26 protein-coding genes are annotated in these 25,581 nt (G+C 68.5%); 11 read left to right on the top strand and 15 right to left on the bottom strand.

Features of this window, described 5'->3' with window-relative positions:
- Positions 1–73 precede the first annotated feature (73 nt).
- The 3 genes from ACFQE9_RS09860 (at position 74) to ACFQE9_RS09850 (ending at position 3,327) form a co-directional block, all read left to right on the top strand.
- A complete protein-coding gene (locus ACFQE9_RS09860) occupies positions 74–1,171 on the top strand; it encodes a zinc-binding dehydrogenase (RefSeq protein WP_379743945.1) in 1,098 nt (365 codons plus the stop codon).
- Between the two features lie 213 nt (positions 1,172–1,384).
- Positions 1,385–2,248 (top strand): HpcH/HpaI aldolase/citrate lyase family protein, encoded by an 864-nt coding sequence (locus tag ACFQE9_RS09855; RefSeq protein WP_379743943.1) that lies wholly within the window; start codon positions 1,385–1,387, stop codon positions 2,246–2,248.
- A 161-nt stretch (positions 2,249–2,409) separates the two neighbouring features.
- Positions 2,410–3,327, top strand: a complete 918-nt coding sequence (locus ACFQE9_RS09850) for a DMT family transporter (protein ID WP_379743941.1) — start codon at positions 2,410–2,412, stop codon at positions 3,325–3,327.
- A 99-nt stretch (positions 3,328–3,426) separates the two neighbouring features.
- On the opposite strand, the gene ACFQE9_RS09845 is transcribed toward ACFQE9_RS09850, so the two are convergent.
- The 6 genes from ACFQE9_RS09845 to ACFQE9_RS09820 form a co-directional block, all read right to left on the bottom strand.
- Positions 3,427–4,602, bottom strand: coding sequence for an MFS transporter (locus tag ACFQE9_RS09845; protein WP_379745567.1), 1,176 nt, complete (start codon positions 4,600–4,602; stop codon positions 3,427–3,429).
- Positions 4,603–4,771: 169 nt separating this feature from the next.
- Entirely contained in the window at positions 4,772–5,635 is an 864-nt protein-coding gene (locus tag ACFQE9_RS09840) for a fumarylacetoacetate hydrolase family protein (RefSeq protein WP_379743939.1), read from the bottom strand.
- Positions 5,636–5,749: 114 nt separating this feature from the next.
- Positions 5,750–6,853: a Gfo/Idh/MocA family protein gene (locus ACFQE9_RS09835; protein WP_379743937.1), complete on the bottom strand. Its 1,104-nt coding sequence runs from the start codon at positions 6,851–6,853 to the stop codon at positions 5,750–5,752.
- Positions 6,850–8,025 (bottom strand): enolase C-terminal domain-like protein, encoded by a 1,176-nt coding sequence (locus ACFQE9_RS09830; protein ID WP_379743935.1) that lies wholly within the window; start codon positions 8,023–8,025, stop codon positions 6,850–6,852. Before ACFQE9_RS09830 ends, ACFQE9_RS09835 begins: the two co-directional genes overlap by 4 nt.
- Positions 8,026–8,087: 62 nt before the next feature.
- Positions 8,088–8,870, bottom strand: coding sequence for an HpcH/HpaI aldolase family protein (locus ACFQE9_RS09825; protein ID WP_379743933.1), 783 nt, complete (start codon positions 8,868–8,870; stop codon positions 8,088–8,090).
- Between the two features lie 75 nt (positions 8,871–8,945).
- A complete protein-coding gene (locus ACFQE9_RS09820) occupies positions 8,946–9,689 on the bottom strand; it encodes an SDR family oxidoreductase (protein ID WP_379743931.1) in 744 nt (247 codons plus the stop codon).
- A gap of 173 nt (positions 9,690–9,862) precedes the next feature.
- Here ACFQE9_RS09820 and ACFQE9_RS09815 point away from each other — a divergent pair, with 173 nt between their 5' ends.
- From ACFQE9_RS09815 to ACFQE9_RS09805, 3 genes are read left to right on the top strand one after another with little or no spacing between them, the layout of a single operon-like run.
- Positions 9,863–11,050 carry a UxaA family hydrolase gene (locus ACFQE9_RS09815; protein WP_379743929.1) on the top strand — a complete coding sequence of 396 codons (1,188 nt, stop codon included), beginning with the start codon at positions 9,863–9,865 and terminating at the stop codon, positions 11,048–11,050.
- A complete protein-coding gene (locus ACFQE9_RS09810) occupies positions 11,047–11,361 on the top strand; it encodes a UxaA family hydrolase (RefSeq protein ID WP_379743927.1) in 315 nt (104 codons plus the stop codon). Before ACFQE9_RS09815 ends, ACFQE9_RS09810 begins: the two co-directional genes overlap by 4 nt.
- Positions 11,358–12,473, top strand: a complete 1,116-nt coding sequence (locus ACFQE9_RS09805) for a UxaA family hydrolase (protein WP_379743925.1) — start codon at positions 11,358–11,360, stop codon at positions 12,471–12,473. The genes ACFQE9_RS09810 and ACFQE9_RS09805 overlap by 4 nt, the downstream gene beginning before the upstream one ends.
- Positions 12,474–12,524: 51 nt before the next feature.
- Here the strand turns inward: ACFQE9_RS09805 and ACFQE9_RS09800 are convergent, their stop codons facing one another.
- Entirely contained in the window at positions 12,525–13,337 is an 813-nt protein-coding gene (locus ACFQE9_RS09800) for an SDR family NAD(P)-dependent oxidoreductase (RefSeq protein ID WP_379743923.1), read from the bottom strand.
- A 120-nt stretch (positions 13,338–13,457) separates the two neighbouring features.
- On the opposite strand from ACFQE9_RS09800, the gene ACFQE9_RS09795 reads away from it, so the two are divergent.
- On the top strand, positions 13,458–14,189 hold the full coding sequence (locus tag ACFQE9_RS09795; RefSeq protein ID WP_379743921.1) for a fumarylacetoacetate hydrolase family protein: 732 nt from the start codon (positions 13,458–13,460) through the stop codon (positions 14,187–14,189).
- A 452-nt stretch (positions 14,190–14,641) separates the two neighbouring features.
- Here ACFQE9_RS09795 and ACFQE9_RS09790 read toward each other — a convergent pair whose 3' ends face one another.
- Positions 14,642–15,295, bottom strand: coding sequence for a bifunctional 4-hydroxy-2-oxoglutarate aldolase/2-dehydro-3-deoxy-phosphogluconate aldolase (locus tag ACFQE9_RS09790; protein ID WP_379743919.1), 654 nt, complete (start codon positions 15,293–15,295; stop codon positions 14,642–14,644).
- A gap of 517 nt (positions 15,296–15,812) precedes the next feature.
- Between ACFQE9_RS09790 and ACFQE9_RS09785 the strand changes: the two genes are divergently transcribed.
- Together ACFQE9_RS09785 and ACFQE9_RS09780 are read left to right on the top strand one after the other, a co-directional pair.
- The gene (locus ACFQE9_RS09785) at positions 15,813–18,224 is read left to right on the top strand and encodes an amino acid permease (RefSeq protein ID WP_379743917.1); all 2,412 of its coding nucleotides are present in this window, start codon (positions 15,813–15,815) and stop codon (positions 18,222–18,224) included.
- Between the two features lie 52 nt (positions 18,225–18,276).
- The gene (locus ACFQE9_RS09780) at positions 18,277–18,948 is read left to right on the top strand and encodes a universal stress protein (protein ID WP_379743915.1); all 672 of its coding nucleotides are present in this window, start codon (positions 18,277–18,279) and stop codon (positions 18,946–18,948) included.
- A 77-nt stretch (positions 18,949–19,025) separates the two neighbouring features.
- Here the strand turns inward: ACFQE9_RS09780 and deoC are convergent, their stop codons facing one another.
- On the bottom strand, positions 19,026–19,661 hold the full coding sequence (gene deoC / locus ACFQE9_RS09775; protein WP_379743913.1) for a deoxyribose-phosphate aldolase: 636 nt from the start codon (positions 19,659–19,661) through the stop codon (positions 19,026–19,028).
- A 138-nt stretch (positions 19,662–19,799) separates the two neighbouring features.
- On the opposite strand from deoC, the gene ACFQE9_RS09770 reads away from it, so the two are divergent.
- Entirely contained in the window at positions 19,800–20,198 is a 399-nt protein-coding gene (locus ACFQE9_RS09770; protein ID WP_379743911.1) for a hypothetical protein, read from the top strand.
- Positions 20,199–20,260: 62 nt separating this feature from the next.
- The gene (locus ACFQE9_RS09765; protein ID WP_379743909.1) at positions 20,261–20,692 is read left to right on the top strand and encodes a universal stress protein; all 432 of its coding nucleotides are present in this window, start codon (positions 20,261–20,263) and stop codon (positions 20,690–20,692) included.
- A 37-nt stretch (positions 20,693–20,729) separates the two neighbouring features.
- On the opposite strand, the gene ACFQE9_RS09760 is transcribed toward ACFQE9_RS09765, so the two are convergent.
- The 6 genes from ACFQE9_RS09760 to ACFQE9_RS09735 form a co-directional block, all read right to left on the bottom strand.
- Complete coding sequence (locus ACFQE9_RS09760; protein WP_379743907.1) at positions 20,730–20,960, bottom strand: hypothetical protein; 231 nt, start codon at positions 20,958–20,960, stop codon at positions 20,730–20,732.
- The gene (gene gatD, locus ACFQE9_RS09755; protein WP_379743905.1) at positions 20,957–22,243 is read right to left on the bottom strand and encodes a Glu-tRNA(Gln) amidotransferase subunit GatD; all 1,287 of its coding nucleotides are present in this window, start codon (positions 22,241–22,243) and stop codon (positions 20,957–20,959) included. Before gatD ends, ACFQE9_RS09760 begins: the two co-directional genes overlap by 4 nt.
- Before the next feature lie 51 nt (positions 22,244–22,294).
- Positions 22,295–22,798, bottom strand: a complete 504-nt coding sequence (locus ACFQE9_RS09750) for an HPP family protein (protein ID WP_379743903.1) — start codon at positions 22,796–22,798, stop codon at positions 22,295–22,297.
- A 40-nt stretch (positions 22,799–22,838) separates the two neighbouring features.
- Positions 22,839–23,861, bottom strand: a complete 1,023-nt coding sequence (locus ACFQE9_RS09745; RefSeq protein WP_379745564.1) for a nucleoside recognition protein — start codon at positions 23,859–23,861, stop codon at positions 22,839–22,841.
- A gap of 269 nt (positions 23,862–24,130) precedes the next feature.
- Positions 24,131–25,276 (bottom strand): aminopeptidase, encoded by a 1,146-nt coding sequence (locus ACFQE9_RS09740; protein ID WP_379743901.1) that lies wholly within the window; start codon positions 25,274–25,276, stop codon positions 24,131–24,133.
- 115 nt (positions 25,277–25,391) lie between these two features.
- Positions 25,392–25,520, bottom strand: a complete 129-nt coding sequence (locus ACFQE9_RS09735; protein WP_379743899.1) for a hypothetical protein — start codon at positions 25,518–25,520, stop codon at positions 25,392–25,394.
- Positions 25,521–25,581 lie beyond the last annotated feature (61 nt).

Here is a 25,581-nt window from a genome sequence, read left to right as displayed (position 1 = left end):
CGGTCCGACCTGACTCCGAAAGCCCTCGGAGGAACACCGATACCTTTAGACGTGCGGTGGGATAGCTGTTGGCATGCCACAGAACACGGGGCGGATCGCCTGTCTCGACGGGCCGAAGAACGTGGAGCTGAAGGAGTTCGAGGTCCCCTCACCCGAGCCCGGAGCGATCGTGACCGAGGTCGTCCGCGCGAACGTCTGTGGATCGGAGATCCACATCTGGAGCGGCGGCCACCCGCACATCACCGACGGTCCGCTGGGCCACGAGGGGCTCTTTCGCGTCCTCGAGCTCGGCGACGGCGTTTCGACCGACCACGCCGGCCGGCCCGTCGAGGAGGGCGACCTGATCGTTCCCGCCTACTTCGCGACCTGCGAGTCGTGTGTCCGCTGCGGACAGGGCGAGTTTCGGCTCTGTGAGCACGCCTACGATCACTGGTCGCAGTCGGCGGACGTCCATCCGCACTTCCATGGAACCTTCGCCTCACACTACTACGTCTACCCCGATCAGTTCTTCTACAAGGTCCCCTCGGGCCTGGACGAGGGGCCGGTCGCCAGCGCCAACTGCGCGCTCTCGCAGGTCCTCTGTGGCCTCGACGCAGTCGAGGTCGGGTGGGACGACACGGTCGTCGTTCAGGGCGCCGGCGGGCTCGGACTCGCCGCCGTCGCGGCCGCCCGCGAGCGCGGCGCGCGAACGATCGTCATCGACGGCGTGGAGGCTCGACTCGAGCTGGCCGAGCGGTTCGGCGCCGACCACGTCGTCGACATGCGGCGGGTCGATACGGTCGACCGGCGCGCCGAACGGGTCCGCGAGTTGACCGACGGGGACGGGGCCGACGTCGGCGTCGAGGTGGCCGGCGTGCCCGACGCGTTCTCGGAGGGGATCGAACTCCTCCGGGAGGGCGGGCGGTACCTCGAGATGGGGAACGTCGTCCCCGGTCACACGACCGAGTTCGACCCGGCGAGGATGACCCGCAAGTCGATCGACGTCGAGTCGGCGATGCGGTACGACCCGTGGTATCTGCGAACCGCGATCGAGTTCCTCGAGACTGCGGGCGACGAGTATCCCTTCGAGGACCTCTTCGATTCGGACTTCCCGCTCGCGGAGGCCGAGGAGGCCATCCGCCGATCCGACGAGCGTGACGTCGGCCGCGCCTCCATCGTCCCCGAGCGGTGAGGCCGCTCGGCGACGTCGCCTCGGTCCTCACCGCTCCCCGTCGTTCCTCGCCGATCCTCACGGCTCCTCGTCGCCCCTCGCCGGTTCTCATCGCCCCTCATTGATCCTCGTCCGAGTTCCCGATCGACCACACGGTCGCCAACCACCGACCGCCGAAACGGGACTTTCGAGGCGCCACAACGCTTAGGCCGACGGACGCGCATTCGAGTCGTGATGTCCCTCGAACGGAGCTACATGTTCGTTCCCGGCACCGACCCGGAGGCCATTGCGGACGCGCTCGGCTCGGTCGCCGACGTCGTGATCGTCGATCTGGAGGACACCGTCCGTCAGGGCGCGAAAGCGGACGCCCGCGAGAGCGTTCTCGACCTGATCGAGAGCGGCTCGTCCGGCGACGTGGCCGACGGCCCCCGTCTCACGGTCCGCGTCAACGGCCTCGATACCGAACACGGGGTCGCCGACGTCCGGGCGATCGCCGCCGCGGACCATCCGCCCGAACTCGTGTTTGTCCCCGACGTGCGGGGCCCGACCGAGGTTCGGATCGTCGACGACATTCTCGCCGACCACGGCGCCGACGTCGGGATCGTCCCGCTGCTCGAACAGCCGGACGCCTTTTTCGAGGCCCGCTCCATCGCCCGGTCGACCGATCGGGTTCGCGGTCTCCTGTTCGCCGCTATCGACTTCCAGATGAACGTGGGCATGTCCATCCTCGACGAGACCGACCTCTCGGTTCCGAGATCCGTGCTCTCCATGGCGGCGGGTGCCGCCGGCATCTCGGCGATCGACAAGCCGAACCTCGCCGCCGTTCACGATCGCGATCGAACCCGATCGGAGGCCCGAGCGGCCAAGGCGGTGGGATACGACGGCAAGGCCGCGATGTCCGACGAGCAGGCGGCGGTGATCAACGACGTCTTCACGCCCTCGCGAGAGGAGGTCGATCGGGCGAAACGATTCGTCGACGCCTTCGAGGCGCGCGAGAAGGGCGTCGCCGTGATCGACGGCGTCGCGATCGACAAGCCGGTCGTCGACCAGCTTCGCGATACGCTCGAGCGGGCGCGATCGGCCGGGATGGACGTATAGACGCGTGAGGCTCCCGCGAATGCATCGACGCGTGAGGTTCTCGGCGTGGTTCGCGTGCGGCGGGTGGTTCGGGTACGTCGGGGTTTCGAGTTCGATGTTTTCGATGACGGGCGGTTCGCCACGGCGGTAGCTTCTTTGCGGGAGGGTGCCTGCACCAGGCCGTGTTCGAGTTGGACCACCGGGGAGCGCTCGGCGACGACACGACGACGCAGGCACTTTCGGTCCTCCCCCTCGTCGTCCTCGTCGGCGCGACGAGCGCGGTCCTCGTCAAGCTGAGCTCGGCGCCGAGCGCCGTCAAGGTCAGCTATCGGCTCGGGTTCGCCACGCTCGGCTTCGCCGCGTTCTCGGCGATCGCATATCGCGACGCGTTCCGGGAGTTCTCCGGTCGGGACCTGTTGGTCGCGTCGGCCTCCGGGATCGTTCTCGGGGGCCACTATCTGGTCTGGTTCGAGAGCCTCCTTTGGACGACCGTGGCGGCGTCGACGACGCTCGTTCAGACGCAGACGATATTCGTCGCCGCCCTCGCGTACCTCCTCCTCGATGAGAACGTGACGCGCCGGACCGTGGCCGGCCTCGTCTTCGCGGTCGCCGGCGCCGCGTTCATGTCGCTCGGCGGCCTCGCCGTGGGATCGCTTCTCAACGGCGCGAACCCTGTCCTCGGGAACCTGTTGGCCATCGCCGCCGGGCTCCTGTTTGCGGGATACATCCTCATCAGCCGCTGGATCCGCCAGCGCGTCGCGGCCATCCCGTACGTCACCGTCGTCCACCTCCTCGCGACCGTGGTCGCCTTCCTCTTTGCCGCCGGGACCGGCGAGTCGGTCGCGCTGTGGGCGTATCCGCGGTACGAGTGGCTGTTGTTCTTCGCGATGGGGTTCGGTCCCAGCTTCGTCGCCCAGTCGCTTTCGAACTGGGCGATCCGGTACGTCCCCTCGAACGTCGTCAGCGTCTCCTACCTCGGCACTCCCGTCGTCAGCTCGATTTACGCGCTCGTCTTCCTCGCGGAGGTTCCGGGCGTCGGAACCCTCGTCGGCGGCGCGCTCACGCTGTTCGGGATCTACGTGGCGATACGGACGCCGTGACTCGGTGGCCGGTTCGCGTCCGACCCCCCGTCAAACGCGTTCGAACGGCCTCCGTGGTGCCGGTCATCGATCCGTTCGAACGGCCTCCGCGGGACGGCCTCAAAGGTCGGCTCCGAGAACCCGATTTCCGACGAGCAACGCCACCCCGAGCGCCATCAGGCCGCCGAGCAGCAGGAACGACGTCCCCCACCCGAACCGGTCGGCGAAGAGCCCGACCACGATCGATCCCGTGGAGGCGACGATCATGTACGCCGTTCTGACGAAGCCGAAGGCGGTCCCGCGCTCCTCGGCGGTGAGGTGATCCATCACCCTGGGGATCACGGCCGCACCCCACCCCATGCTCAACCCGAGCAGGAGGATCCCGGCGCTCACCGCGAGCAGGCCTGACCCGCCCACTAACACGCCGATGCCGCCGATCCCGGAGAGCAGACAGACGCCGGTCGCGAGGTCCCGTCCGTAGCGGTCAGAGAGCGCCCCGACGCCGATCTGGAGGACTCCCTGCACGACGAAGTAGGCGGCGAAGAACGTGCTCGCGAGCGCCGTCGAGTGGCCGTGGTGTTCGATGAGGAACGTCGGGAGGAACGACGCGAGCGCCTGCCAGGTGAAGTCGGCCAGGATCGCGATCGCGCTCGAGAAGACGATCGACGGCCGTGTCACGATGTCCAGGAGGGCACCCGGATCGATCTGTTCGCGCATGGACCGGTCGGGCTTGCGCGGTTCGGTCGGCCGGACGTACCGCGCGAAGAGGACGAACGTCGGAACGGCGATGAACGCCCCGACGGCGATCGCCGGTCGCCAACCGTACCTCGCGGCGACCCACGCGACGGCGACGGGCGTGAGGAGTCCCGCCACCGGCGCGCCGCCGTTGTGGATCCCCACGGCGGTCCCGACGTCGTCGTATATCCGCGTGAGGAACGTCGTCGCGACGCTGTAGTGGAGCCCGGCCGCGCCGCCGAGCAGGACGGTGCCGACGAGGAAGACGGCGAAGTGCGGCGAGAAGGCGAGCCCCAGGCTGACGAGGCCGGTCCCGCCGACCGAGACGAGGATCACGAGCCGCTCGCCGTATCGGTCGGCGAGGATCCCGCTCGGGAACTGCGTGAGCGCGTAGGCGAGCCACATCCCCGAAAGCGCCGTGCCGATGACCGCGTTCGAGACGCCGAACTCCGCCGTCACCGTCGGGACGACCGGGCTGATCGCCAGCCGGCCGACCATCGTGACGAAGAAGGCGAGCGTACACAGCGCGAGGACGGTATCGCGGTATCGTCGGTTCCGTATCACGGCGGCGTCGATCGGCGCGGCGATCCGCGGCCTCGTCCGTCGCCGGAACCGCGTCCATGTCCGAGGGCGTCGCCGGAACCGCGTCCACGCCCGGGATCGCGTCCATGTCCGGGGACGTCGCTATCCGACGCCCGTGGGCGCCCGTCGAGTGAGCACACGATCGCCGTTAGACGACGATGACGTCGTTTTCGAGCCGACCGATCCCGTCGATCTCGATGGCGATCGTATCGCCCTCCTGAAGCGTGAAGTCGTCCTCGGGAACCAGCGAGGTCCCGGTGAGGAGCACGGCCAGTTCCGGGACGGCGTTGTGGCGGGTGAGGTACGACGTCAACTCCTCGCAGCTCCGTTTCATCTGGTCCGTCGAGGTCGACCCCTCGAACCGTGTTCCGCCGTCCCGTTCGATCGACATCCGCATCTCGAGGTCGTGGGGGTCCCCGATGGAATCGGCGGAGGCGACCGACGGGCCGATCGAACAGCAGCGGTCGTAGACCTTCGCCTGCGGGAGGTAAAGCGGGTTCTCTCCCTCGATCGACCGGCTGCTCATGTCGTTTCCGATCGTGTACCCGACCGGCTCGCCGCGGTAGAGGACGACCCCCAGCTCCGGCTCCGGGACGTCCCACGTCGAGTCCTCGCGGATCCCGACCGACTCGCCGTGGCCGACGGTCCGGTTGGGCGTGGCCTTGAAGAAGATCTCCGGGCGCTCGGCGTCGTAGACGTGGTCGTAGATGTCCGGCTCGGAACTCTCCTCCTCGCGGGCCTGCTCGCTGATCTCGTAGGTCACGCCCGCCGCCCACACCTCGTCGGCGCGCGCGGGGAGCGTGGCCGCCGAGAGCGCGCCCGCCGGCAGCTCGTCGGACGTCTCGATCGCCGCCTCGGCGATCGCGTCGATCGTCGAGCCGCTTCGCGCGGCCGCCGCCGCCAGCGCGCGGAACGACCCGATCGGCGTCTCCGCCGTGCCGAGATCGAAGACGCCGTCGTCGGTGCTCGCTACCAGTCCGTCCGCCGTATCGTCCAGTCGGTAATACTGCATGATGGGTCTCCCGATCGACGTCGCGATCGGTTGTCGTCTCGAACGGTTGCGGGTGAACGGTATAAAAACTGCGGTCGGTCGTTCACGCCGGGGAGACGCCCACCCGGAGACCGCTCACCAGGAGGTGATCTCCACGTCGCGAAGCGGGCGGTCGAGCGGAACGGAGACCTGTCCGCCGGTGTAGTGTGAGACGTAGAACCCGACGATGATCTCGAGCGAGCGGGTCGCCTCCTCACCGGTCGACTGGTTTTCCGCGTTCCCGTCGAGCAGGTCCTGGAGGTGGTCGGCCGCGTTCGCGAACGACCGCTTGTAGTCGTCCTCCCACGTCCAGGAGCCGTCGATGTCGGGGATCTCCCGTTCTACGTGCTCGCCGTCCTCCAGCGACCAGTAGCGCCACTCGCCGTCGTCGTTGTTCATGTACAGTTTCCCCTCCGAGCCGATGACGTTGAGCGTCATCGAGGACTCCTCGCGGGGGATCGTACAGTCGATCGTGGTGAAGGTCCCGTCGTCCATCACGACGAACCCGCCGCCGCCGGCGTCGTCGACGTCGCGGTCGGCCGAAAGCGAGTCGACCGCCTCGTTCTCGCCCGTGATGTACCCGCTCACCCGCTCGGCGCGGGCGTCCAGCAGGTAGACGAGCGTGTCGAGCAGGTGCGTCGAGTTCCGCAACAGCTCCATGCGGAACTGGGTGCTCACCGACTTGACGTCGCCGAGCAGCTCGCCCCCCTGGACGTGATCGCGAAGCGTCCGCAGCTTGTCGGTGAACCGGAACGAGTGGTTGATCACGAGCTCCGTGTCGGTCTCCGAACAGACGTCGACCATCCGTTCCGCGTCGGTCACCGAGGAGGCGATCGGTTTTTCACACCAGATCACGTCCGGATCCGCGGCCGACCCGGCGGCGTCGACGACGTGGTCGTGATGGAGGAACGACGGCGTACACACGGAGACGACGTCGAGGTCCTCGGCCTCGAGCATCGCGTCGTGGCCCACGTAGCGGCCCGACTCGGGGATCTCCCAGGCCTCGCCGAACGTCTCGAGCTTCTCCTCGTCGACGTCCGCGACCGCGACCAGCTCGATGTCGTCGGTCTGGTCGTAGCCGCCGGCGTGGCTCGCGTCGATCTTCTCCCTGCCGATCGCCTCCTCGTCGTGCATCCCGAGGATGCCCATCCCGGCGATTCCGCCGGTTCCGATGATCCCGGCGCGGTAGGGTTCGCTCATTCGTAGACGTGGACGCTGCCGGTGGCGTTGTCCTGGATGAACTCCCAGTCGTACTCGACGCCGAGGCCGGGACCGTCCGGCACGGGCACCGTCCCGTCCTCGTCGATCGTGTCGATGAGGTCCGAGTAGTCGCCCTTGTAGACCGGCGGTGCCGGGTTCTGGGCGCCCGGATGGACGAGGGCGAGTTCGTAGTAGTTGGCGTTGCGGGTGGCGGCGAGGCAGTGGCGCTGTGCGGGGCCGGGCGCGTGATACTCGACGTCGAGCCCGAAGCCCTCCGCGGCGTTAGCGATCTTCATCGCGCCCGTGATCCCTGCGTCGTACTCGGGATCCGCGCGGACGAAGTCGGTCGCGCCGTTCGCGATGAAGTCCACGTGCGGTTCGAGCCCGCGGACGTGCTCCGTCTGGAGGATCGGCGTGTCGATCTTCTCCATCAGCTTCCCGTGGCCGTGCTGGGTGATGCCGCCGTCGCGGTAGGGGTCCTCGTACCAGTAGAAGTCCTGTTCGTCGCACGCCTTCCCGACCTGCAGCGCGTCGCCCCACGTCTCGTACTCGCAGGCGGGATCGAGCATGAGGTCCATCTCGTCGCCGACGCGCTCGCCCACCGCGTGCACCGTCTCGATCTCCCGATCGAGGTCGCGGGAGGCGTCGCTGCCGCCCCAGCCGTGGATCTTGAAGCCGGGATAGCCCATCTCGAGGCAGTCCTCGGCGAAGTCGGCGAACGCCTCGGGCGAGTCGAGCCCGCCGTTCTCGTCGCCGTGATAGGTGGAGGCGTAGGCGGGGAGGCGCTCGCGGTAGGTGCCGAGCAGCTCGTGGATGGGCGCATCGTAGTACTTGCCGGCGAAGTCCCAAAGCGCGATGTCGATCGGACCGATTCCCATCCGGTCGTACTTCCGCAGCGCGCGCTTGATCTCCGACCAGTGGCGCTCGCGCTTGAGCGGGTTCTTCCCGATCAGGTAGTCCGCGAACATGTTGATCTGGGCCGCGCCGGGCGAGTTCCCGCCCACGTACTCGCCCGTGATCCCCTCGTCCGTGTGGACCTCGATCGCGAACAGCTTGCGTTCGAGCGTCGATCCGGGCTCGTAGACGATGTTGAACCCGGACTCGTCCATCCCGACGTTCTCGAGGGGATAGCTGAATTCCGTGCTCTCGATGCGTGTGATCTCTGGGCTCACACGAGGGGATTCTCGATCCGGTTTAATAAATGTATCAAAGACGCCGTCGATCGCTTCGTCGTTCACTCGGCGTCGTCGATCGCTTCGTGGGTGTGTTCGAGCGCCGCGGCCGCGCTCTCCGCGAGGTGGACCGCGTCCACGCCGGCGATGATGTAGTCGACGCCCCACTCGAGGCGCGCCTCACGTTCCTCGGCCGTCGTTGCGAGGGTTCCGACCGCGACGCCGGCGTCGTGGGCGACCGAGACGACCTCGTCGATCGCCGCCTGGAACTCCTCGTTTTCCCACTCGCCGAAGAGGTCCATCGACATCGACAGGTCGACGGGACCGATGAACACCCCGTCGATGCCGTCGACGGCCGCGATCTCGGCGGCGTTCTCGATCGCCGGCTCCGACTCCAGCTGGACGTGTCTGACGAGCGATCGCTCCACCGTCTCGACGTGCTCGCCGAGGTCGCGGCCGTAGGACGCGCGGCTGATCCCCAGTCCGCGTCGCCCCTCGGGCGGATAGCGGCTCGCCTCGACGATCGCCTCGGCCTCCTCCGCCGTCTCGACCATCGGGACGAGCACCGCGTCCGGGCCGAGGTCGAGCGTCTTCTTCAGCGTCGTCGGGTCGCCGTCGGGCACTCGAACGAGCGCCTCCGAGTCGCCGGAGGCGCAGTCGATCCCCCGAAGGATGTTCTCCATCGTCTCGTAGGAGGTCGGGGAGTGTTCGGCGTCGACGCTGACGAAGTCGTAGCCGACCTCGCCGAGCAGCTCGCCGACGGCCGGCGACGGGAACGTCGCCCACGTGCCGACCAACGGCCTCGATGCTTCCGCCGCGTTCTGGAGCCGCGTATCGGTTTCCATGCCCGGCGTTTCGAGGGCGGGGGTACATATACTTTTGATTCCGGCCGGTTCCGCCCCGAACGCGCCGCCGTCGTCTCAAAAGTGCGCGAACTTGTCCCGGCGGTAGAGGTCGAGTTCGCTCACGGTGTTCGGCGGCCGCTGTTTGGCCGCGAAGACGATCGCCTCCGCGATCTCCTCGGGTTCCGTCACCTCGCCCGGCTCGAACCGGTCCTTCAGCGGGTCGTCGCTCTCGGAACCGAACTCCGTGCGCACCTCGGTCGAGTTGACCACCGTTACGCCGATGTCGTCGTCGCCCACCGCGCCCTCCAGGCTCAACGCGAAGCCGCGGGTCCACCACTTCGTGGCGGCATAGACCGGGTTGAACGGCCGCGGGTACTGCCCGGAGAAGCTCCCGAGGAAGACGATGTTCCCGGAGGACTCCCGGAGGTGCGGCAGGGACCGCTGGGCGGTGTAGAACATCCCGTTGACGTTCACCTGGGTCATGAGGAGATACTCCTCCTCGGTCAGCGACTCGACGTCCTTGCCGACCCCGAGCCCGGCGTTGGCGACGACGACGTCGAGGGCGCCGAACGCCCCGACCGTCTCCTCGATCGACGCCTCGACCTGGTCCGGCTCCCGGACGTCGGTCGGCACGACGAGCGCCTCGACGTCGTGTTCCGACTCGATCTCGGCCGCGATCTCCTCGAGCCGTTCCACCCTGCGGGCCGCGAGGGCGACGTTCGCGCCCTCCGCTGCGAGCGCGAGCGCGGTCGCCCTGCCGATTCCGGAGGTCGCTCCCGTGACGAACGCCGCCGCGTCATCGAGCGTGTCTGCGTCCATTGCGTCTCGATCACCCGCAAGCGTCAGCATAAACGTACCGCCGCCGGACGGTTCTCCGTCGGTTTCATCGGTTACTCCTCCCTCGAGATTCCTCCGAAACGGGCGGTATTCCGGGCGACCCGCGTTCGGCCCCAACGAAAGGGTTATGGCCGTCGTTTGCCAGATACCCGCACATGGTAGAAACCTTCACCGGCTACCGACGACCTGGCGGACGGATCGGGGTGCGGAATCACGTCGCCGTGATCCCGACGTCCGTCGCGGCCTCCGCCGTCGCCTCCGCGGTCGCGGAGGAGGCGGGGGCGTGGGCGCGAGCGACGCCCCACCAGCTCGGAACGAGCCAGCCGAAAGCCGCGCGCGAACAGACTGAACGGGTCCTCGAGGGCATCGGCCAGAACCCGAACGCCGGCGGCGCGCTCGTCGTCGAACTCGGGACCGAGGACATCGACGCCGGGACGCTCGCGGACGGCATCGCCGCCAACGGCACGCCCGTCGAAACCCTCTCGATCCGGGAGGTCGGCGGCACCGCGGGCGCGGTCTCCGCGGGCGTCGAGGCCCTCGATCGGCTCAACGGGGAGGCCGAATCCGACCGGCGCGAGGAGGCGGACGCCTCCGAGCTGGTCTTCGGCGTGGAGTGTGGCGGCAGCGACGCCACGAGCGGGATCGCGGCCAACCCCGGCGTCGGCGCGGGCTGTGACCGGCTCGTCGAGGCGGGCGGGACGGCCTGCTTCAGCGAGACGCCGGAGTTCATCGGCGCGGAACACATCCTCGCCGAGCGCTGCGTCGACGAGGAGACCCGCGAGCGGCTCCTCGAGCGCGTCGACGCCAGGGAGGCCCTGGCCGAGAACATGGGCGTCGACATCCGCGGGGCACAGCCCTCCCCCGGCAACCAGGAGGGCGGGCTGACCACGATCGAGGAGAAGAGCCTCGGCGCGATCTCCAAGGGCGGCACCTCGCCGGTCCGCGGCATCGTCGACTACGGCGAGGACCTGCCCGTCGGCGGCGGGCTCGTCCTCATGGACACGCCGGGCTACGACGTCGAGAGCGTGGTCGGAAAGGTCGCCGGCGGCGCGCAGGTGATCGCCTTCACGACCGGACGCGGCAGCACCACGGGCAACCCCATCGCCCCCGTGATCAAGGTGACCGGGAACCCGAAGACCTGGGACCGGATGTCGAACAACATGGACGTGAACGCGAGCACCGTCTTCGACGGCGACTCCATCGACGCCGTCGGCGGGCGCGTCTACGAGACCTTACTCGAGGTCGCGGACGGCCGCCTGACCGAGGCGGAGAACCGCCGACTCGAGGAGTTCGCGATCAACGAGATCCAGCCGCGTGAGCTGACCTCGGAGGTGAGCGCATGAAGGGACGCGTTCTCGACGACCTGCTTTTGATGATGGCCGAGGACGACTCGGTCTCCACCGCAGTCGAGGACCTCGAGGCGGGCACCGAGGTCGTCTTCGACGACCGCCGGATCGTCGTCTCCGAGGACGTCCCGTTCGGCCACAAGGTCGCGTTGGAACCCCACGACGCCGGGGACGCGATCCGAAAGTACGACGAAGTGATAGGCACCGCCAGCGCGCCGATCGAGGCCGGCGAGTGGGTCCACACCCACAACTGCGACAGCACCCGCGGACGCGGTGACCAGGCCGCGGCCGAGGAGGGATCCGCATGAGCGGCGCCGACGCTCCAGCCGGGACCTTCGAGGGCGTTCGCCGTGGGGACGGCACGGTCGGGGTCCGCGATTCCGTCCTCGTGTTGCCTTCCGTCATCTGTTCGCACGTCGTCGCCGAACGGATCGCGGAACGCGTTCCGAACGCGATCGCGGCGCCACACGACCACGGTTGCGCCCAGATCGGCGCCGACGCCGATCAGACCCGGCGCACGTTCCTCGCGCTCGCGCGCAACCCGAACGTGGCCGGCACGGTCGTCGTCGGGCTCGGCTGCGAGGTCGTCCAGAGCGACGAGGTCGCGGAGGCGCTCGAGGAGATGGACGTTCCCGTCCGCGAGCTGTCGATTCAGGGCGCCGGCGGCGTCGACGAGTGCATCGAACGCGGCGCGGCCGCCGCGGCGGAGCTCGTCGACGACCACGTGGCAGACCGGTCGCCGTCCTCCCTCGAGGACCTCACCGTCGGGGTCGTCTCGAGCGACCTCGACGAGTCGACGGTCTCCGAGGCCGATCCGCTCGTCCGCGAGGTCGTCGATCGCGTCGTCGACGCCGGCGGTCGCGTCGTCGTCTCCGGGAACGAGCGGATCGCCGCCCACCCGGACGCGGCACGCGCCGCGACCGATGGCGACGACGTCGAGGAGTCGATGTCGGCACTGATCGAACGGCACGGCCAGAACCCGGATCGGGCGACTCGGGTCGGCCGCGCCGCACGCGGGATGTCCTTCGAGGACGCGACGGGATCGTGGGGTAGCCACCCCGTCTCCGAGGTCGTCGAGTACGGGGATCAGGTCGGCATCGACGAGGGAGTCGCCGTCGTGGACGCGCCCTCCCGGTTCGCCGAGGCGACGACCGGTCTCGCGGCCGCGGGCGCGAACCTCGTCGTTCACATCACGGGTGACGGGGTCGTCGCCGGCCACCCGATCGTTCCCGTCCTCAAGGTCACGGGCGACGCCGACACCGGCGAGGCGCTCTCCGAGGACATCGACGTGCTCGCGACGGAGACCGACGCCGACGACGTGGTCGATCGGCTTCTCGAGGTCGCCAACGGCGACGAGTGTCGCGCGGAGGCCCACGGCATCACGCAGTTCGCCATCACCCGCGTCGGCCCCTCGATGTAGCGGGTTCGGCCCGAATCTTTCCTCCCGTTTCGTCCGATCGGAACCGTCTCTTCAGAACGAACTCGCGGAGAACCCGCCGTCGACGACCACGATCTCGCCGGTCACGTAGGCCGCGGCGTCGCTCGCGAGGTAGACCGCCGCGCCGGCGACGTCCTCCGGGCGACCCATTCGGCCGGCGGACGCGCGCTCCGTGACGCGTTCGTATCGGTACGACCCCTCCGCGTAGGCGTCGGCCGTCTGCTCGGTCGCGATGAATCCCGGCCGGATCGCGTTGACGCGGATCTCCGGTCCCAGGTCCTTCGCCGCTGCGCGCGTGTACCCGTCGATCCCCCCCTTCGCGGAGGCGTAGGCCGCCAGGTCGGACATCCCCTGCTCGGAGGAGATCGACGCGATCGAGATCACGGACTCCAGATCCGTCGCGTTCGCGAACGTCTGCACCGTCCGGTGGACCCCGACAAGCTGGACGTCCAGGACGTGTTCGAACTCCTCGTCCGTCACGTCGCGGACGGAGGACCTGGCGATCGCGCTCGGCGAGTTCACGAGGACGTCGACGCCACCGAAACGCTCTACGGTTCGTTCGGTGAGCGCCTCCAGCGAGTCCCGGTCGGTCACGTCGCAGGTCGCCTCCAGGGCCTCGGCCCCGCGATCGCGGATCTCCTCGGCCGTGGACGCCACCTTCGAGTCCGTCCGGCTCGTTGCGACCACGTTCGCGCCCTCCTCGGCGAACGCGAGCGCGATCGCCCGCCCGATCCCGCTCGTTCCGCCGACGACCACGGCCGTCTTTCCGGAAACGCTCACCGGGGCGTACTCGAACTCCTCACGCTCGCCACCGGACTCCTCCCGATCGTCGTTCGTCTCGGACATGCGCGATCGATCGATCCGGGATCGCAAATACGTTCCCGTCCGCGTCGGTGCCGGCGACGGCGCGTGTCGAACCCGTGTGCGTTTCGAAACGCTTTATTCCACACGATCGACCCTATGGGTATGCATCGAGTGCGATTTTGCGACCCGGCGGGAAGCGTTCGAACCGGCGAGTGGACCGACGAGGGGATCGTCTTCGACGGCCGGACCTATGCTCCCGAATCGGTCGAGATCCTGCCGCCGTGTGAGCCGACGAAGGTCGTCTGTGTCGGTCGGAACTACGCGAAGCACGCGGCCGAGACGAACTCGGAGATCCCCGACCGACCGCTGTTGTTCCTCAAGCCGCCGAACGCCCTGTCGGCCCACGGCGACACCGTTCCGCTGCCGGCCGGCAAGGAGCGGGTCGAACACGAGGCCGAACTCGCCGTCGTGATCGGCGAGCAGTGTCGAAACGTACCCGAGGAGGAGGCCATGGAGTACGTCGCCGGCTTCACCTGCCTCGACGACGTCTCGAACCGCGACGACCAGCGGATCGAACGGAACTGGGTCCGCGGGAAGGCGTTCGACAACTCCTGTCCGATCGGGCCCGTCCTCGCGACGCCGGAGGAGGTTCCCGAGGACGCCCGGATCAGCCTCCGGGTCAACGGCGAGACCAGACAGGACTCCACGCTCTCGCGGTTCATCTTCACCGTTCCCGAACTGATCGCGGAGATCACGAGCTACATGACCCTCGAGGCGGGCGACGTCGTCTCGACCGGAACGCCCGAGGGCGTCGCTCCGCTCTCCGACGGCGACCGTGTCGAGGTCGACATCGAGGGGATCCGAACGCTCGAACACACGGTTCGACGCGATTGAGCTTCGGCCGTCCGTTTCGACTCCTGCTCGAGGCCGACGCTGATCGCCCTCGACGCACGATCCCGTCCCACGATGTAAAACGATCATTTGACGAGTTCGTCGATCGATCCCGGAATTCCGACCGGCGTACTCTCGCGCGAGCGGATCGAGGCGACGAAAAACACCGATCAGCCCGACCAGAGCGAGGACTTCCACGCGGTCCGATCAGTTCGGTATTGGGAGACGACCACGTCGGGTTTCCCTTCAGCACTGTCCATCGTCTCCACCGTGCGTGTGGCCGGCTTTACCGATCCGCCGATCCGTGCGAACGTTACACGCATATGCGCGTCACGCCATCCGGCTCGGGACGCATCAGTTCGTCTCCGTGACCAGGTCGTTTTATTATATGGGACGATGATTCGGATCGAAGCGATCCGGCGATCGTCGAGACCGGTGGTGTCTCACTGCACCGTTCAAGCGGAGCGAGCCGCCTCCACCGCGTCGACGAACTCGCGGGCGCTCTCGCGCACGCCGTCCATGTCGTCCGCCTCGATCGCCTCGTAGTCGACGAGCGCCGAGCCCGCGCCGACCGCCATCGCGCCCGCCTCGAAGTAGTCCGCGACGTTGTCGGCCGAGACGCCGCCGGTCGGCATGATCGGGACGTCGCCCAGCGGACCGTGGAGGGCGCCGATGTGGTCCGGTCCGACCGTGGAGGCCGGAAACAGCTTGAGGACGTCCGCGCCGGCGTCCATCGCCTCGACCGCCTCGGTCGGGGTCATCACGCCGGGGACGGCGACGACGTCCTCCTCGTTGCAGGCCTCCACGACCGACTCGTCGAAGTCGGGCGCCAGGACGAACTCGGCGCCGGCGTCGATCGCCTTCCGTGCGGTCGGCGCGTCCAGCACCGTCCCGGCCCCGACGACCGCGTCGGTGTCGCCGAGACGCTCGTCGATGGTCCCGATCATCTCCGCGTAGCGGTCGGCGTCCGCGGTGACCTCGAGGGCGGTCACGCCGCCGTCGTACATCGCCTCGGCGATCTCCCCGACCCGGTCGGCCGGAACGCCGCGCAACACCGCGACGACGCCGCTCTCCTCGAGCCTCTCTACGACCGCCTGTTTCCCGTTCATGAATCGGCCTTCGATCGGTCCGCGCAAAAAGATGTGCGATCCCGGGTATCGATACCGCTCCGATGACCGTGTGGGGTGTTTTCGCGTGTCATTTGACGTGCGCGTTTCTCGGAATAATTATCACTTAGATAAAAATATAGAATATAAATACTACATCGATCCATCCCGGACCGTTTCATACACTATCGATTCGATAAATGTCGTTTACATGGGTTATTCGGTTGAATTAAGCGATGTTTCCGATCTTCACCGTCGGTGAACTGGCTGGCATTATTTTTATCTGTATATCGTTATGTATCGTTTTTAACTATACTTTTGATATTCATCTCGACGTCGCTGAATCTCGACGACAGAGGGAACGAACTAAGCGGTTCGACGGCGAACGGGAGGACATGATCGAGCGACCGTTGCGAAACCGGTGTAGCGGCACGGACCCCGCTCCGTGCTTCGACGCCCGGCGTTCGACTCGTCCGTTCCCGGGGGCCTCCCGTCGCTCCCGATTCGGGGGGGCGACGACGTGAGCGGCGACGAGGAACTCGCCAAGGACCTCGGACTGCTGGCGGCGTTGACGATCGGGATCGGGACGATGATCGGCGCCGGGATCTTCGTCCTCCCCGGCACCGCCGTCGCCCGCGCCGGTCCCCTCTCCGCCGCGACGTTCGTCATCGGCGGCGTGATCGCGCTGTTCACGGCGCTTTCTGCCTCCGAGCTCGGGACCGCCATGCCGCGGTCCGGCGGCGCCTATTTCTACATCAACCGCGCGCTCGGTCCCCTGTTCGGATCGATAAGCGGCTGGGCCAACTGGCTGGGGCTGGCGTTCGCCTCCGCGTTCTACATGTACGGGTTCGGCGAGTACGTCAACGCGCTCGTCGGCGCGCCCGCGCTCGCGCTCGGCCCGGTCTCGCTTTCCGCGGCTCAGACGATCGGCCTCGTCGGCGCGTTCCTGTTCATCGCGGTCAACTACGTCGGTGCCAAGGAGACCGGCGGCCTCCAGAACGTGATCGTCATCACGCTGTTGGCCATTCTCGGGCTGTTCACGGTCGTCGGGCTGTTCAACGCCGACCTCGAAACGCTTCGGCCGATCGCGCCGCCGGGCACCGCGGGCGAGGTGCTTCCCGTCACGGCGATCGTCTTCGTCTCCTACCTCGGGTTCGTCCAGATCACCTCTGTCGCCGAGGAGATCAAGGATCCGGGACGCAACCTCCCGCGGGCCGTCATCGGCTCCGTGGTGATCGTCACCACCATCTACGCGCTGTTCCTCGTCGTGTTGCTCGCGGCGGTCCCCAACGAGATGGTCGCGAACAACGACACCGCCGTCGTCGAGGCCGCACAGTTGCTCTTCGGTCGGTACTCGATCTTCGGCGCCGGGCTCGGAATCGTCGGATGGGGGCTCCTGCTCTTCGGCGGGCTGCTCGCGACCGCCTCCTCGGCGAACGCGTCGATCCTCTCCTCCTCGCGGATCAACTTCGCGATGGGCCGGGAGAAGATCGTCACCCCGCAGCTCAACGAGATCCACGGTCGGTTCGGGACGCCCTACCGCTCCATCGCCGTCACGGGCGTGCTCATCGTGGTCTTTCTCGTCTTCGGCAACCTCGAGGTGCTCGCCACCGCGGGCTCCGTGTTGCACCTCATCGTCTACGGCCTGTTGAACCTCGCGTTGATCGTGATGCGCGAGGCCGAACCCGCCGACTACGACCCGGACTTCGAGGTACCCCTCTATCCCGTCGTCCCCATCGTCGGCGCCGTCACCTCCTTCGCGCTCATCGCCTACATCGAGCCGCTGGTCATCGCGCTCTCGGCCGTCCTCGTGGCGTTCGCGATCGTCTGGTACTTCGGATACGCGCGCTCGCGCGTCGAGGATTCCGGCGTTCTCGCGGAGTGGATCCTCGACCGCTCCGACGAGCTGCCCGACGCCGCCGTCTCCGCCGCCACGTCCGTCCAGCCCGACGGCGGGACCTATCGGGTGATGGTCCCCCTCGCGAACCCGAACACCGAGGCACACCTCATCTCGCTGGCCGCCGCGATCGCCAAACAGCACGACGGGACCGTCGTCGCCGTGAACATCGCGAACGTGCCCGACCAGACCTCCCTCGCGGCCGCCCGCGATCGCGGCGCCCACGACGCGGCCTACGACCTCCTCGATCGCGCCAAGGACGACGTCGAGACCTTCGACGTCGACGTCGAGACCCACGTCATCCTCTCACACCGGACCTTCGAGGAGATCTTCGACGCCGCGAGGACCTACGGGGCCGACCTCACGGTGATGGGGTGGGGCGAGGACTCCCACGGATCGCCCGGCCGGGCCGAGTCCGCGGTCGACGAGCTGGCCCACTCGCTGCCGAGCGACTTCCTCGTGTTCAAGGACCGCGGGTTCGACACCTCCCGCGTCCTCGTTCCCACCGCCGGCGGCCCCGACTCCGATCTCTCCGCCGCGGTCGCGCGCATGCTGCGCGCGGAGTTCGACTCCGAGATCACGCTGTTCCACGTCGCCGACGATCGCGACGCCGGCGAGCGGTTCCTCCGCGAGTGGGCAACCGAGCACGACCTCGAGGACGCGGCGATCCGCGTCGAGACCGGCGACGTCCAGGAACGCATCGCCGAGGCCGCGGCCGACGCCACGATGCTCGTGATCGGCGCCACCGAGCGCGGCCTCCTCTCGCGGCTCGTCCGCGGGTCCCTCGTGTTGGACGTCCTCTACGAGGTCGACTGTTCGGTCCTCCTCGCCGAGAAGAAACACGAACGCGGGCTCCGCGAGCGGCTGTTCGGGGCCGGCGCCCGCGAACGCGAGGTTTCGAGCACGGCCGCCTCGCTCGACTCCGACGACGAGTCGACGAACGGCTCCTTCGAGGAGCCCGCAGAGGACTCCTCCGACGGTTCTGCGGAGGGCCCCTCCGCCGGATCTACGGAGGGCCCCCCCGAGGATCGATAACCGGACCCTCCGTACCCCGTCCTTTTTATCCGATACCGCGGTAGAGGGTGGTATGAACGCGGACGACGGCGTCGACGGTGGGCCCGGTTCGAGCGAGGCGTCCTCCGACGATGTCGACCTTGCGACCCTCCTCGACGTCGCGGACGCGACGGGGATCGTCGACGACGTTTCGACCGTCGAATCGGTCGAAACGACGCTTCCGTCCGGTTCGGGGACGCCGGACGGTCTCTCCTCGATCCTCGTCGCGATCGGGGACGGCCCGCACTCCGGGGCCACCGTCGATCTCGCGAGCGCGCTCGCACGCGAAAGCGGTGCGTGGCTCGAGCTGTTCCACGTCGTCCCCGACGGGGGCAGCGGTGGCGGAGCCGTTTCCACCGAAGTCGAGGACGCGAGTTCGCCGCGTCACCGGGACGCGGCGAACGACTCGGACGACTCGGACGGACCCGACGACGCGATCACGGCCGGCGAGGGGCTGTTGTCGGCCGCGAAGGACCGCGTCGGCGAGTGCGACCGGATCGACACCTGGCTGTTCGAGGGCGACTCGCCGGCGAGCGCCATCGTCGAACAGTCCTCCTACTACGACGCCGTCGTCCTCGGTGCCCCGACGAGCGGTCGAGTCGAGCGGTTCGTCCTCGGATCGACGACCGGAACCGTCCGATCGGACGCGGTCTGTCCGGTCATCGTCGTCACCGCCGCCGGCTCGACGCCGATCGTCTTCGGGTGATCGTCGGTTCGGTCCTCACCCGCCGCTCGACGTTCCACGCTTGGCCCAACCCCGCTCGCCCCGCCGCTCGACGTTCGCTATCCGTCCGGGTGTCCCCGAACGATCTCCACCCCGCTGGAGGCGCCGATGCGCTCCGCGCCCGCCTCGAACATCGCCATCGCCTCCTCGTAGCTTCCGATCCCGCCCGAGGCCTTCACCGGAAGGTACTCGCTCATCAGCTCCACGTCGGCCACCGTCGCGCCGCCGTCGGCGAACCCCGTCGAGGTCTTCACCATGTCGGCGTCGGCGGCGACCGCCGCCTCACAGGCGCGGTGGATCTCGGCCTCCGAGAGGAGCGCCGTCTCGAGGATGACCTTCACCGGGATCGGTACGGCCGCGACGACGTCCGCGAGCTCCGCAGTCACCGTGTCCGTCTCGCCGGCCTGCAGCCGGCCGACGTTGATCACGACGTCGAGCTCGTCGGCGCCGTCGTTCCAGGCGTTCTCCGCCTCGTCGTGTTTCGAGGCCGCCGACGACTGCCCGTGGGGAAACCCGATCACGGTCGCGATCGTGACCGGACTCGTCGCCGTCGCACCCTCCAGATAACACGGGGGGATACACGCGTTCATGCCGTACTCCTCGGCGGCATCGAGCACGGACGAGACGTCGCTCCAGGTCGTCTCCGGGCCCAACACGGTGTGGTCGATCCGGCTCGCGAGCTCCCGTCGGTCCATGTCCGCTCCTCGGGGGCACGGTAGAAAGGTCTGCGGGTCGCTCCAACCCGGACGGGGCCTTCCTCGGTCGGTGGGTCGCTCCGTCGACCCTCCGCGGCCACCCGCCGGCTTATTGGCGATGGACGACAACTGGGTCCCATGACCCGCTTCGACGCCGCGACGGAGACCGAGCGGCGACGGCTGTTCGCGGACGCGGTGGCCGCACACAGGCGCCGTTCGAGCCCGGTGATGACGGTGGACGTCGACCCCGACGACGACACGACCGACGGCGGCGACGTCGCGCCGTGGATCCAGCTCGCCGGGACGGAGGTCGTCCTCGACGTCACGGACGCGGAGCTCGAGCGTCTCAAGGACCTCCTCGGGGAGTACCCGGAGTTCCGGATCGACGAGCTCGAGAGCCCGGAGGACGCCGAGGGGACGAACGCGGTCATCACCGCCCGCTCGGACCCGAACCGGATCGCGGGGTTCATCGAGGCCGCCTTCCTGCGCGTCTTCGAGCTGGAGGAGGACTACCGCGCGTGGGTCACCGCGGTTTGAGGCCCTCCGATCGCCGGCGATCGTCCGATCAAGACTATACGGGTGGGGATCGAAGCGCCGGTATGACCGAGCTGCTCTCCCGCGTGCTCGTCCCGATCGCCAACGAGGCGGACGCCGTCGACACCTACGATTCGCTCTCCGGGTACCTCGATTCGGAGACGACGATCCTCGTCGTCCACGTCATCGAGAAGGCCGGCGGCGGGATCGACAAGGCGGGCGTCGAACAGCGCGAGGAGATCGCCGAGACGGCCTTCGAGGCGGTTCGAGGCCTCGCGAACGCCGACGACGTCCCGGTCGAGACCGGGATCCACTACGGAACCGACGTCGCGGAGACGATAAACGCCGCGGCCGACGAACGCGACGCGACCGCGATCGCCTTCCGATCGCGTGGCGGCGGACGGATACTCGATTTCCTCTCGGGCAGCGTTCGAACGAAACTCGTCACCGGAAGCGACCTCCCCGTCATCGCGTTGCCCCGCGACGGGATGGAGTGATGTCGGCGCGCCCGCGAACGGCCCGTGGGCGCCTCGATCACTTCGACGCCGTTCCTCGACGCACGTAGAGGTACGCGAGCACCGGGACGATGGTCAAAAAGAGCGTCGCGGCGGCCCACGCCCACGGGTAGGAGATCTCCCGATCGCACGCGTCCCGGTAGATCCACGTCGCGGCGGCGACGACCACGCCGTAGACGACGGCGTAGTAGACCCCGGCTCGGACCGTAGCGAGGGAGACGAAGAGCGCGATCCCGTCGAGAGGGGTCATCTCCAGGGCCGCGACTCGTCCGTGATCTCGCCGGCGATCGGCGTCCGGATCGTCTCGACTGGATCCTCGGCGTTCGCGAGCGCCCACATGGTCTTTACCGTCGCGGTGCCCGGAAGCATGTCCTCGCCCTCGATCACGCCCGCATCGAGGAGGTCCCGGCCGGTGTCGTAGACCCGATCGCAGACCCGCCCGGCGAGACACTGGCTCGTCATCACGACGAGCGTTCCGTCGTCGACCAGCTCCTCGATCCGCGGGATGAGGTCGGTGTTCACGTGTCCGAGCCCGGTCCCCTCGACGACGACCCCCGATTTTCCCTCGAGGTACTCGAGCGCGGCCGGATCCATCCCGGGCGTGAACTTGAGAAGCTCGACCTCGGGGTCGAGGTCCGGGTCGATGTCGAGGTCGGTCGCCCCCCGGCTCGTGTGCTCGCGGCGGAACGTGATCGCTTCCTCCGCGGCCTCGCCGTCGGCGCCCGCCTCGCTCGCGGTCGCGTAGTCGATCTCGGCGAGCGGCTTCGCGCCGATCGTCTCGAAGGCGTCGCGTCGGGAGGTGTGGTTCTTGCGCACGCGCGTGCCGCGATGGAGCGCGCACGCCCGGTCGGACTCGTCGGCGTGCATGCAGACGAGCACCTCCGCGCAGTCGGATTTGGCCGCCTCGACCGCACAGACCGCGTTCATGACGTTGTCGGAGGAGGGGCGGTCGGCCGACCGCTGGCTTCCGGTGAGGACGACGGGAACCGGCGTCTCCAGCATGAACGAGAGCGCGGCCGCGGAGTACTGCATCGTGTCCGTCCCGTGCATGACCACCACGCCGTCGGCGCCGGCCTCGATCTCCTCGTGGACCGCCCGGGCGAGTTCGCGCCAGATCGAGGGATCCATGTTCTCCGAGAGGATGTTGGCCACGACCCGCCCGCGGTAGTTCGCCCGTCCGGCGAGGTCCGGGACCGCCCGGAGCACGTCCTCGGCGTCGAACCGGGCGGTGACAGCACCCGTCCGGTAGTCGACGGTCGAGGCGATCGTTCCGCCAGTCGAGATGAGCGAGATCGTGGGCAGGTCCTCGCCGAAGTCGATCTCCGAGACGGCGCCGGTCTCGGCGCCGTCCCCGTCGTCGATCGCGTGGACGTCCGTCTCGAGGACGTCGACGGTCGCCTCCTCGCGGTCGACGCCGACGTTGTAGCCTCCCTCGAGCTTCAAGACGAGCCGATCCGGCGTCGTGGAGGGCATCAACACGCCCTCGTTCGTGACGCCCGCGCGCTCGATTCGGACGCGGTCCCCTGGGTTCATACGCCCCGATTGCCACGGGGTCGACTTGAATCCAACCGTTCGGGTCGCCGCTCAGCCGGTCAGCCCGCCTCGAACCCGGTTCGCGATCCGAAGCACCGTCTCGTGTGCGCCCACGAGCACGCAGACCGCGACGACGATCGTCGCTGCCGAACGGGCCGTCGAGAGGAGGCCGAGCGAGACGATGAGCGTCGTCGCACACGCGGGCGCGTGGTTCGTCCGGGTGGCGATCATCGCCCAGCTCGTCGCCGCGATGGACGCCATGCCGGAGGCCGCAAGCCGGAGCCCGTCGATCGAGAACGGCGGCGGCGAGGCCGTGAGGGCGACGCCCTCCGCCAGCAGGTGGTAGGCCGCGAACCCCGCGATCGCCCCGATCAGGTGGCTGCCGACGACGCGGTAGGCCCGATCACGCCCCCCGCGCCTGTCGAAGGCCAGCAGGAACGCGGAGGGGCCGAGGCTCGGAAAGACGAACGGCTGTCCCGTCGCCCAGGCGACCGCGCCGAGGACGGTGAAAAGCAGGCTCGCGTACAGGCTCGTGTACACGCGGCGTCTGACCACGCCCCGCGTGTTTCGCCCGCCTGTGCAAAAGCCGACCGGATCACGGTGCGAGGAGCAATCCCCCGACGGCGATCGAGATGAACACGAGCTTCATCGCCGTGTTGACCGCGATCACCTTCGTTCCGAACTCCGGGCCCCAGATGCCGAACTGGAAGGGGATCGACCGCTTGAACGTCGAGACCGCAAAGGAGACGATCCCGCCGAGCAACATCGTCGCGACCGCGGTCCGCGGCGTGAACGTCTCCCCGATGAGCGGCGCGATCGCGACCGCCCCGGCGGTGGTATCGAGCGAGTAGACGGCGACGATCGCGACCGATGCGCCGGGCAGCCCGAGCGCCGACGTCAGCGGCTCCGCGACCCCGGTCAGCGCCTCCACGTCCACGTTGTTCACCAGCGCGATCACGAGCGTGTAGACGATCGCGAGCCGGGGAACGATCCGGGCAAGCGTTCCGTAGGAGCTCTCGGCGGCCGCGACCGCCCGATCCCGGGTGGTGCGGTCCGCGTCCGTCCCCGCGTCGACATCGCCATCACCGCCACCGTCGTCGCCTCCGCCGCCATCGTTCCCGGTGCCGTCGCTTCCCTCCGAGACCCCGTCGATCGCGGCGAGTGCCGACCGGTCGACGTTGCGTGCGGAGAGGACGAGCCCCCCGATGAGGACCCCACAGACGGTGATCGCGAGCGAGATCCCCGCCCGGATCGAGACGTACAACACGCCCGTTCGAAGCCCGAGGATCGGGATCAACACCGGCGCGTAGTAGGTGAAGACGTGCTGGAGGAACCCGAAGAACGTGTTTATCATCACGGCCACGATCGTCGCCCGGTCGTCGAGCAGCCCCGACTCGCGGTACTCCGCGAGCGTGGCGTAGCCGGCCGTCGTCGACGCCGCGGTGGTGAGGATCGCGGTTCCGACCTCGTCCGGCAGGTTCGCCGGCCGCGTCAGATAGCCGGCGACCCCCGCGACGTGCTCGATCAGTCCGAACTCCACGGCGAGGTTCGCGGCGTAGACCCCGAGCGCGATGAAGACCGCGATCCGGACGATCCGCGGGAGGACCTCACGAAGCAGCGACGCCGCCTCCGCCGCGAACGCCTCGGCGCCCGGGACGACGGCCGGGGCGCTCTGGAGGGTCGAGCCGGGGTCCGCGATCACGGCGCGGGCGGCGATCGCGGCGAGTTCGAGAAGCGCCGGTCCGACGGTGACGGCCGCGTTCACGGCCGGGATTGGAGCGGGGGAGACAAATTCCCGTCGAAGCCGGCCGATCTTCGCGCCCGATCATCGACGGTCCTCGGGGTCCGACTCCCCCTCGAATCCCACCTCACCTCTCGAATCCCACCTCACCCCTCGAAGCCGTCCTCCCACCGGAAGGTGCCGTTCCGCTGGACGACCTCGCCGTCGATCTCGAGCGTGGAGTCGCCGGAGACGTCGGCGATCAGATCGACGTGGACCGCGGAGTCGTTGCCCGACTCGCCGGCCGGCAGGCAGGCGTCGTAGGCGCGACCGAGCGCGAGGTGGACGGTCCCGGCCATCTTCTCGTCGAACAGGATCGAGTCCGTGGCCCGGTCGATCCCGCGGTTCATCCCGATCCCGAGTTCCCCGATCCGCCTCGCGCCGCCGTCGGTCTCCAGGACGGACGCGATCGCCTCGGCGCCCGTCTCGGCCTCGAAGTCCGTGACCTCGCCGTCCGCCAGGGTGAGCCGGACGTCGCGCACCCGCGTTCCCTCGATCGTCATCGGAACGTCGAAGCGGATCTCGCCGTCGACGCCCGCGGGCGCCGTGAACACCTCGCCGGACGGGAGGTTGTGGGAGTCGTAGGCTACGGAGGCCGCCGAGTTGACCGCGGTCCGGCCGGCGATCGACAGCGTCAGGTCCGTCTCGGGCTCGCCGTCGCGTTCCGTGCGGATTCGGACCATCTCGCCGTCGTCGAGGAGCTCCTTCAGGATCGCCATCTCCTCGGCCAGCGATTCCCAGTCGCGGAGGACCGCATTGTAGACGAACTCACGGTGCTCCTCGTGGGCCATCCCGGCCTGCTGGGCGAGGCTCCGGGTCGGGTGGACCGTCGAGACCCAGTCCGTCTCCATGCGGGCCTCCCGGATCCCGCGTCGGGACCTGGCGTACCCCTGCCGGATCCCGTCGGACACGTCCGCGGTCGCGGCCGTGTTCCGGCCGCCGCCGAGCCGGAGGTACGCGTCGGCCGCCTCGAGGAGCGCGAGCTCGTGGGGCGGGTCCGAGTCGAACTCGGGCGGCTCGGCCTCGAAGTCGCCCGAACTCGCGTCCTCACGCCCCTTCAGAATCGCGCGTTCGACCTCCCCGGACCCGTAGAGCGTCACGACGTTCGCGCCCCGCTCGCCGAGCTCCCTCGCGACCGCGACGCCGAGGTCGTGTGCGTCCTCGGCGACGCTCACGACCACGTCGTCTCCGGCCTCGATCCGCGCGCTCCAGTCGACCAGCACCGCGGCGTGCTCGCGTACGCGTTCGTCCATGATCTCGTCTCGTCGCGTGGTCTGAAAAATGGGTCCGTCTCGTCGTGAGGCCGGAAACATGGGCCCGTCGTCGTGTGGCCGGAGACCCGTCCGGTTCGATCCCTCCGAGACCGTCCTAGAGCACGAGCGAGATCGCCTGGTTGAGGAACCCGATCGCGAACACGCCGACGAGAACGACGGTCGCGATCACCACGATCGGCGAGAGCAGTTCGTCGTTCTCCTCGTCGACGATGTATCGGTCCATACCCGGCGTTCTCGACGCGTCGGTTTACCGCTTTCGGGGCTTTCTCTCGAAAGCGTGCCCG

This window comes from Halopenitus salinus, assembly GCF_042662125.1.
GTDB classification, from domain to species: domain Archaea; phylum Halobacteriota; class Halobacteria; order Halobacteriales; family Haloferacaceae; genus Halopenitus; species Halopenitus salinus.
Note: the sequence above shows the minus strand (reverse complement) of the source record. Positions and strands in the feature narration are given on the sequence as shown.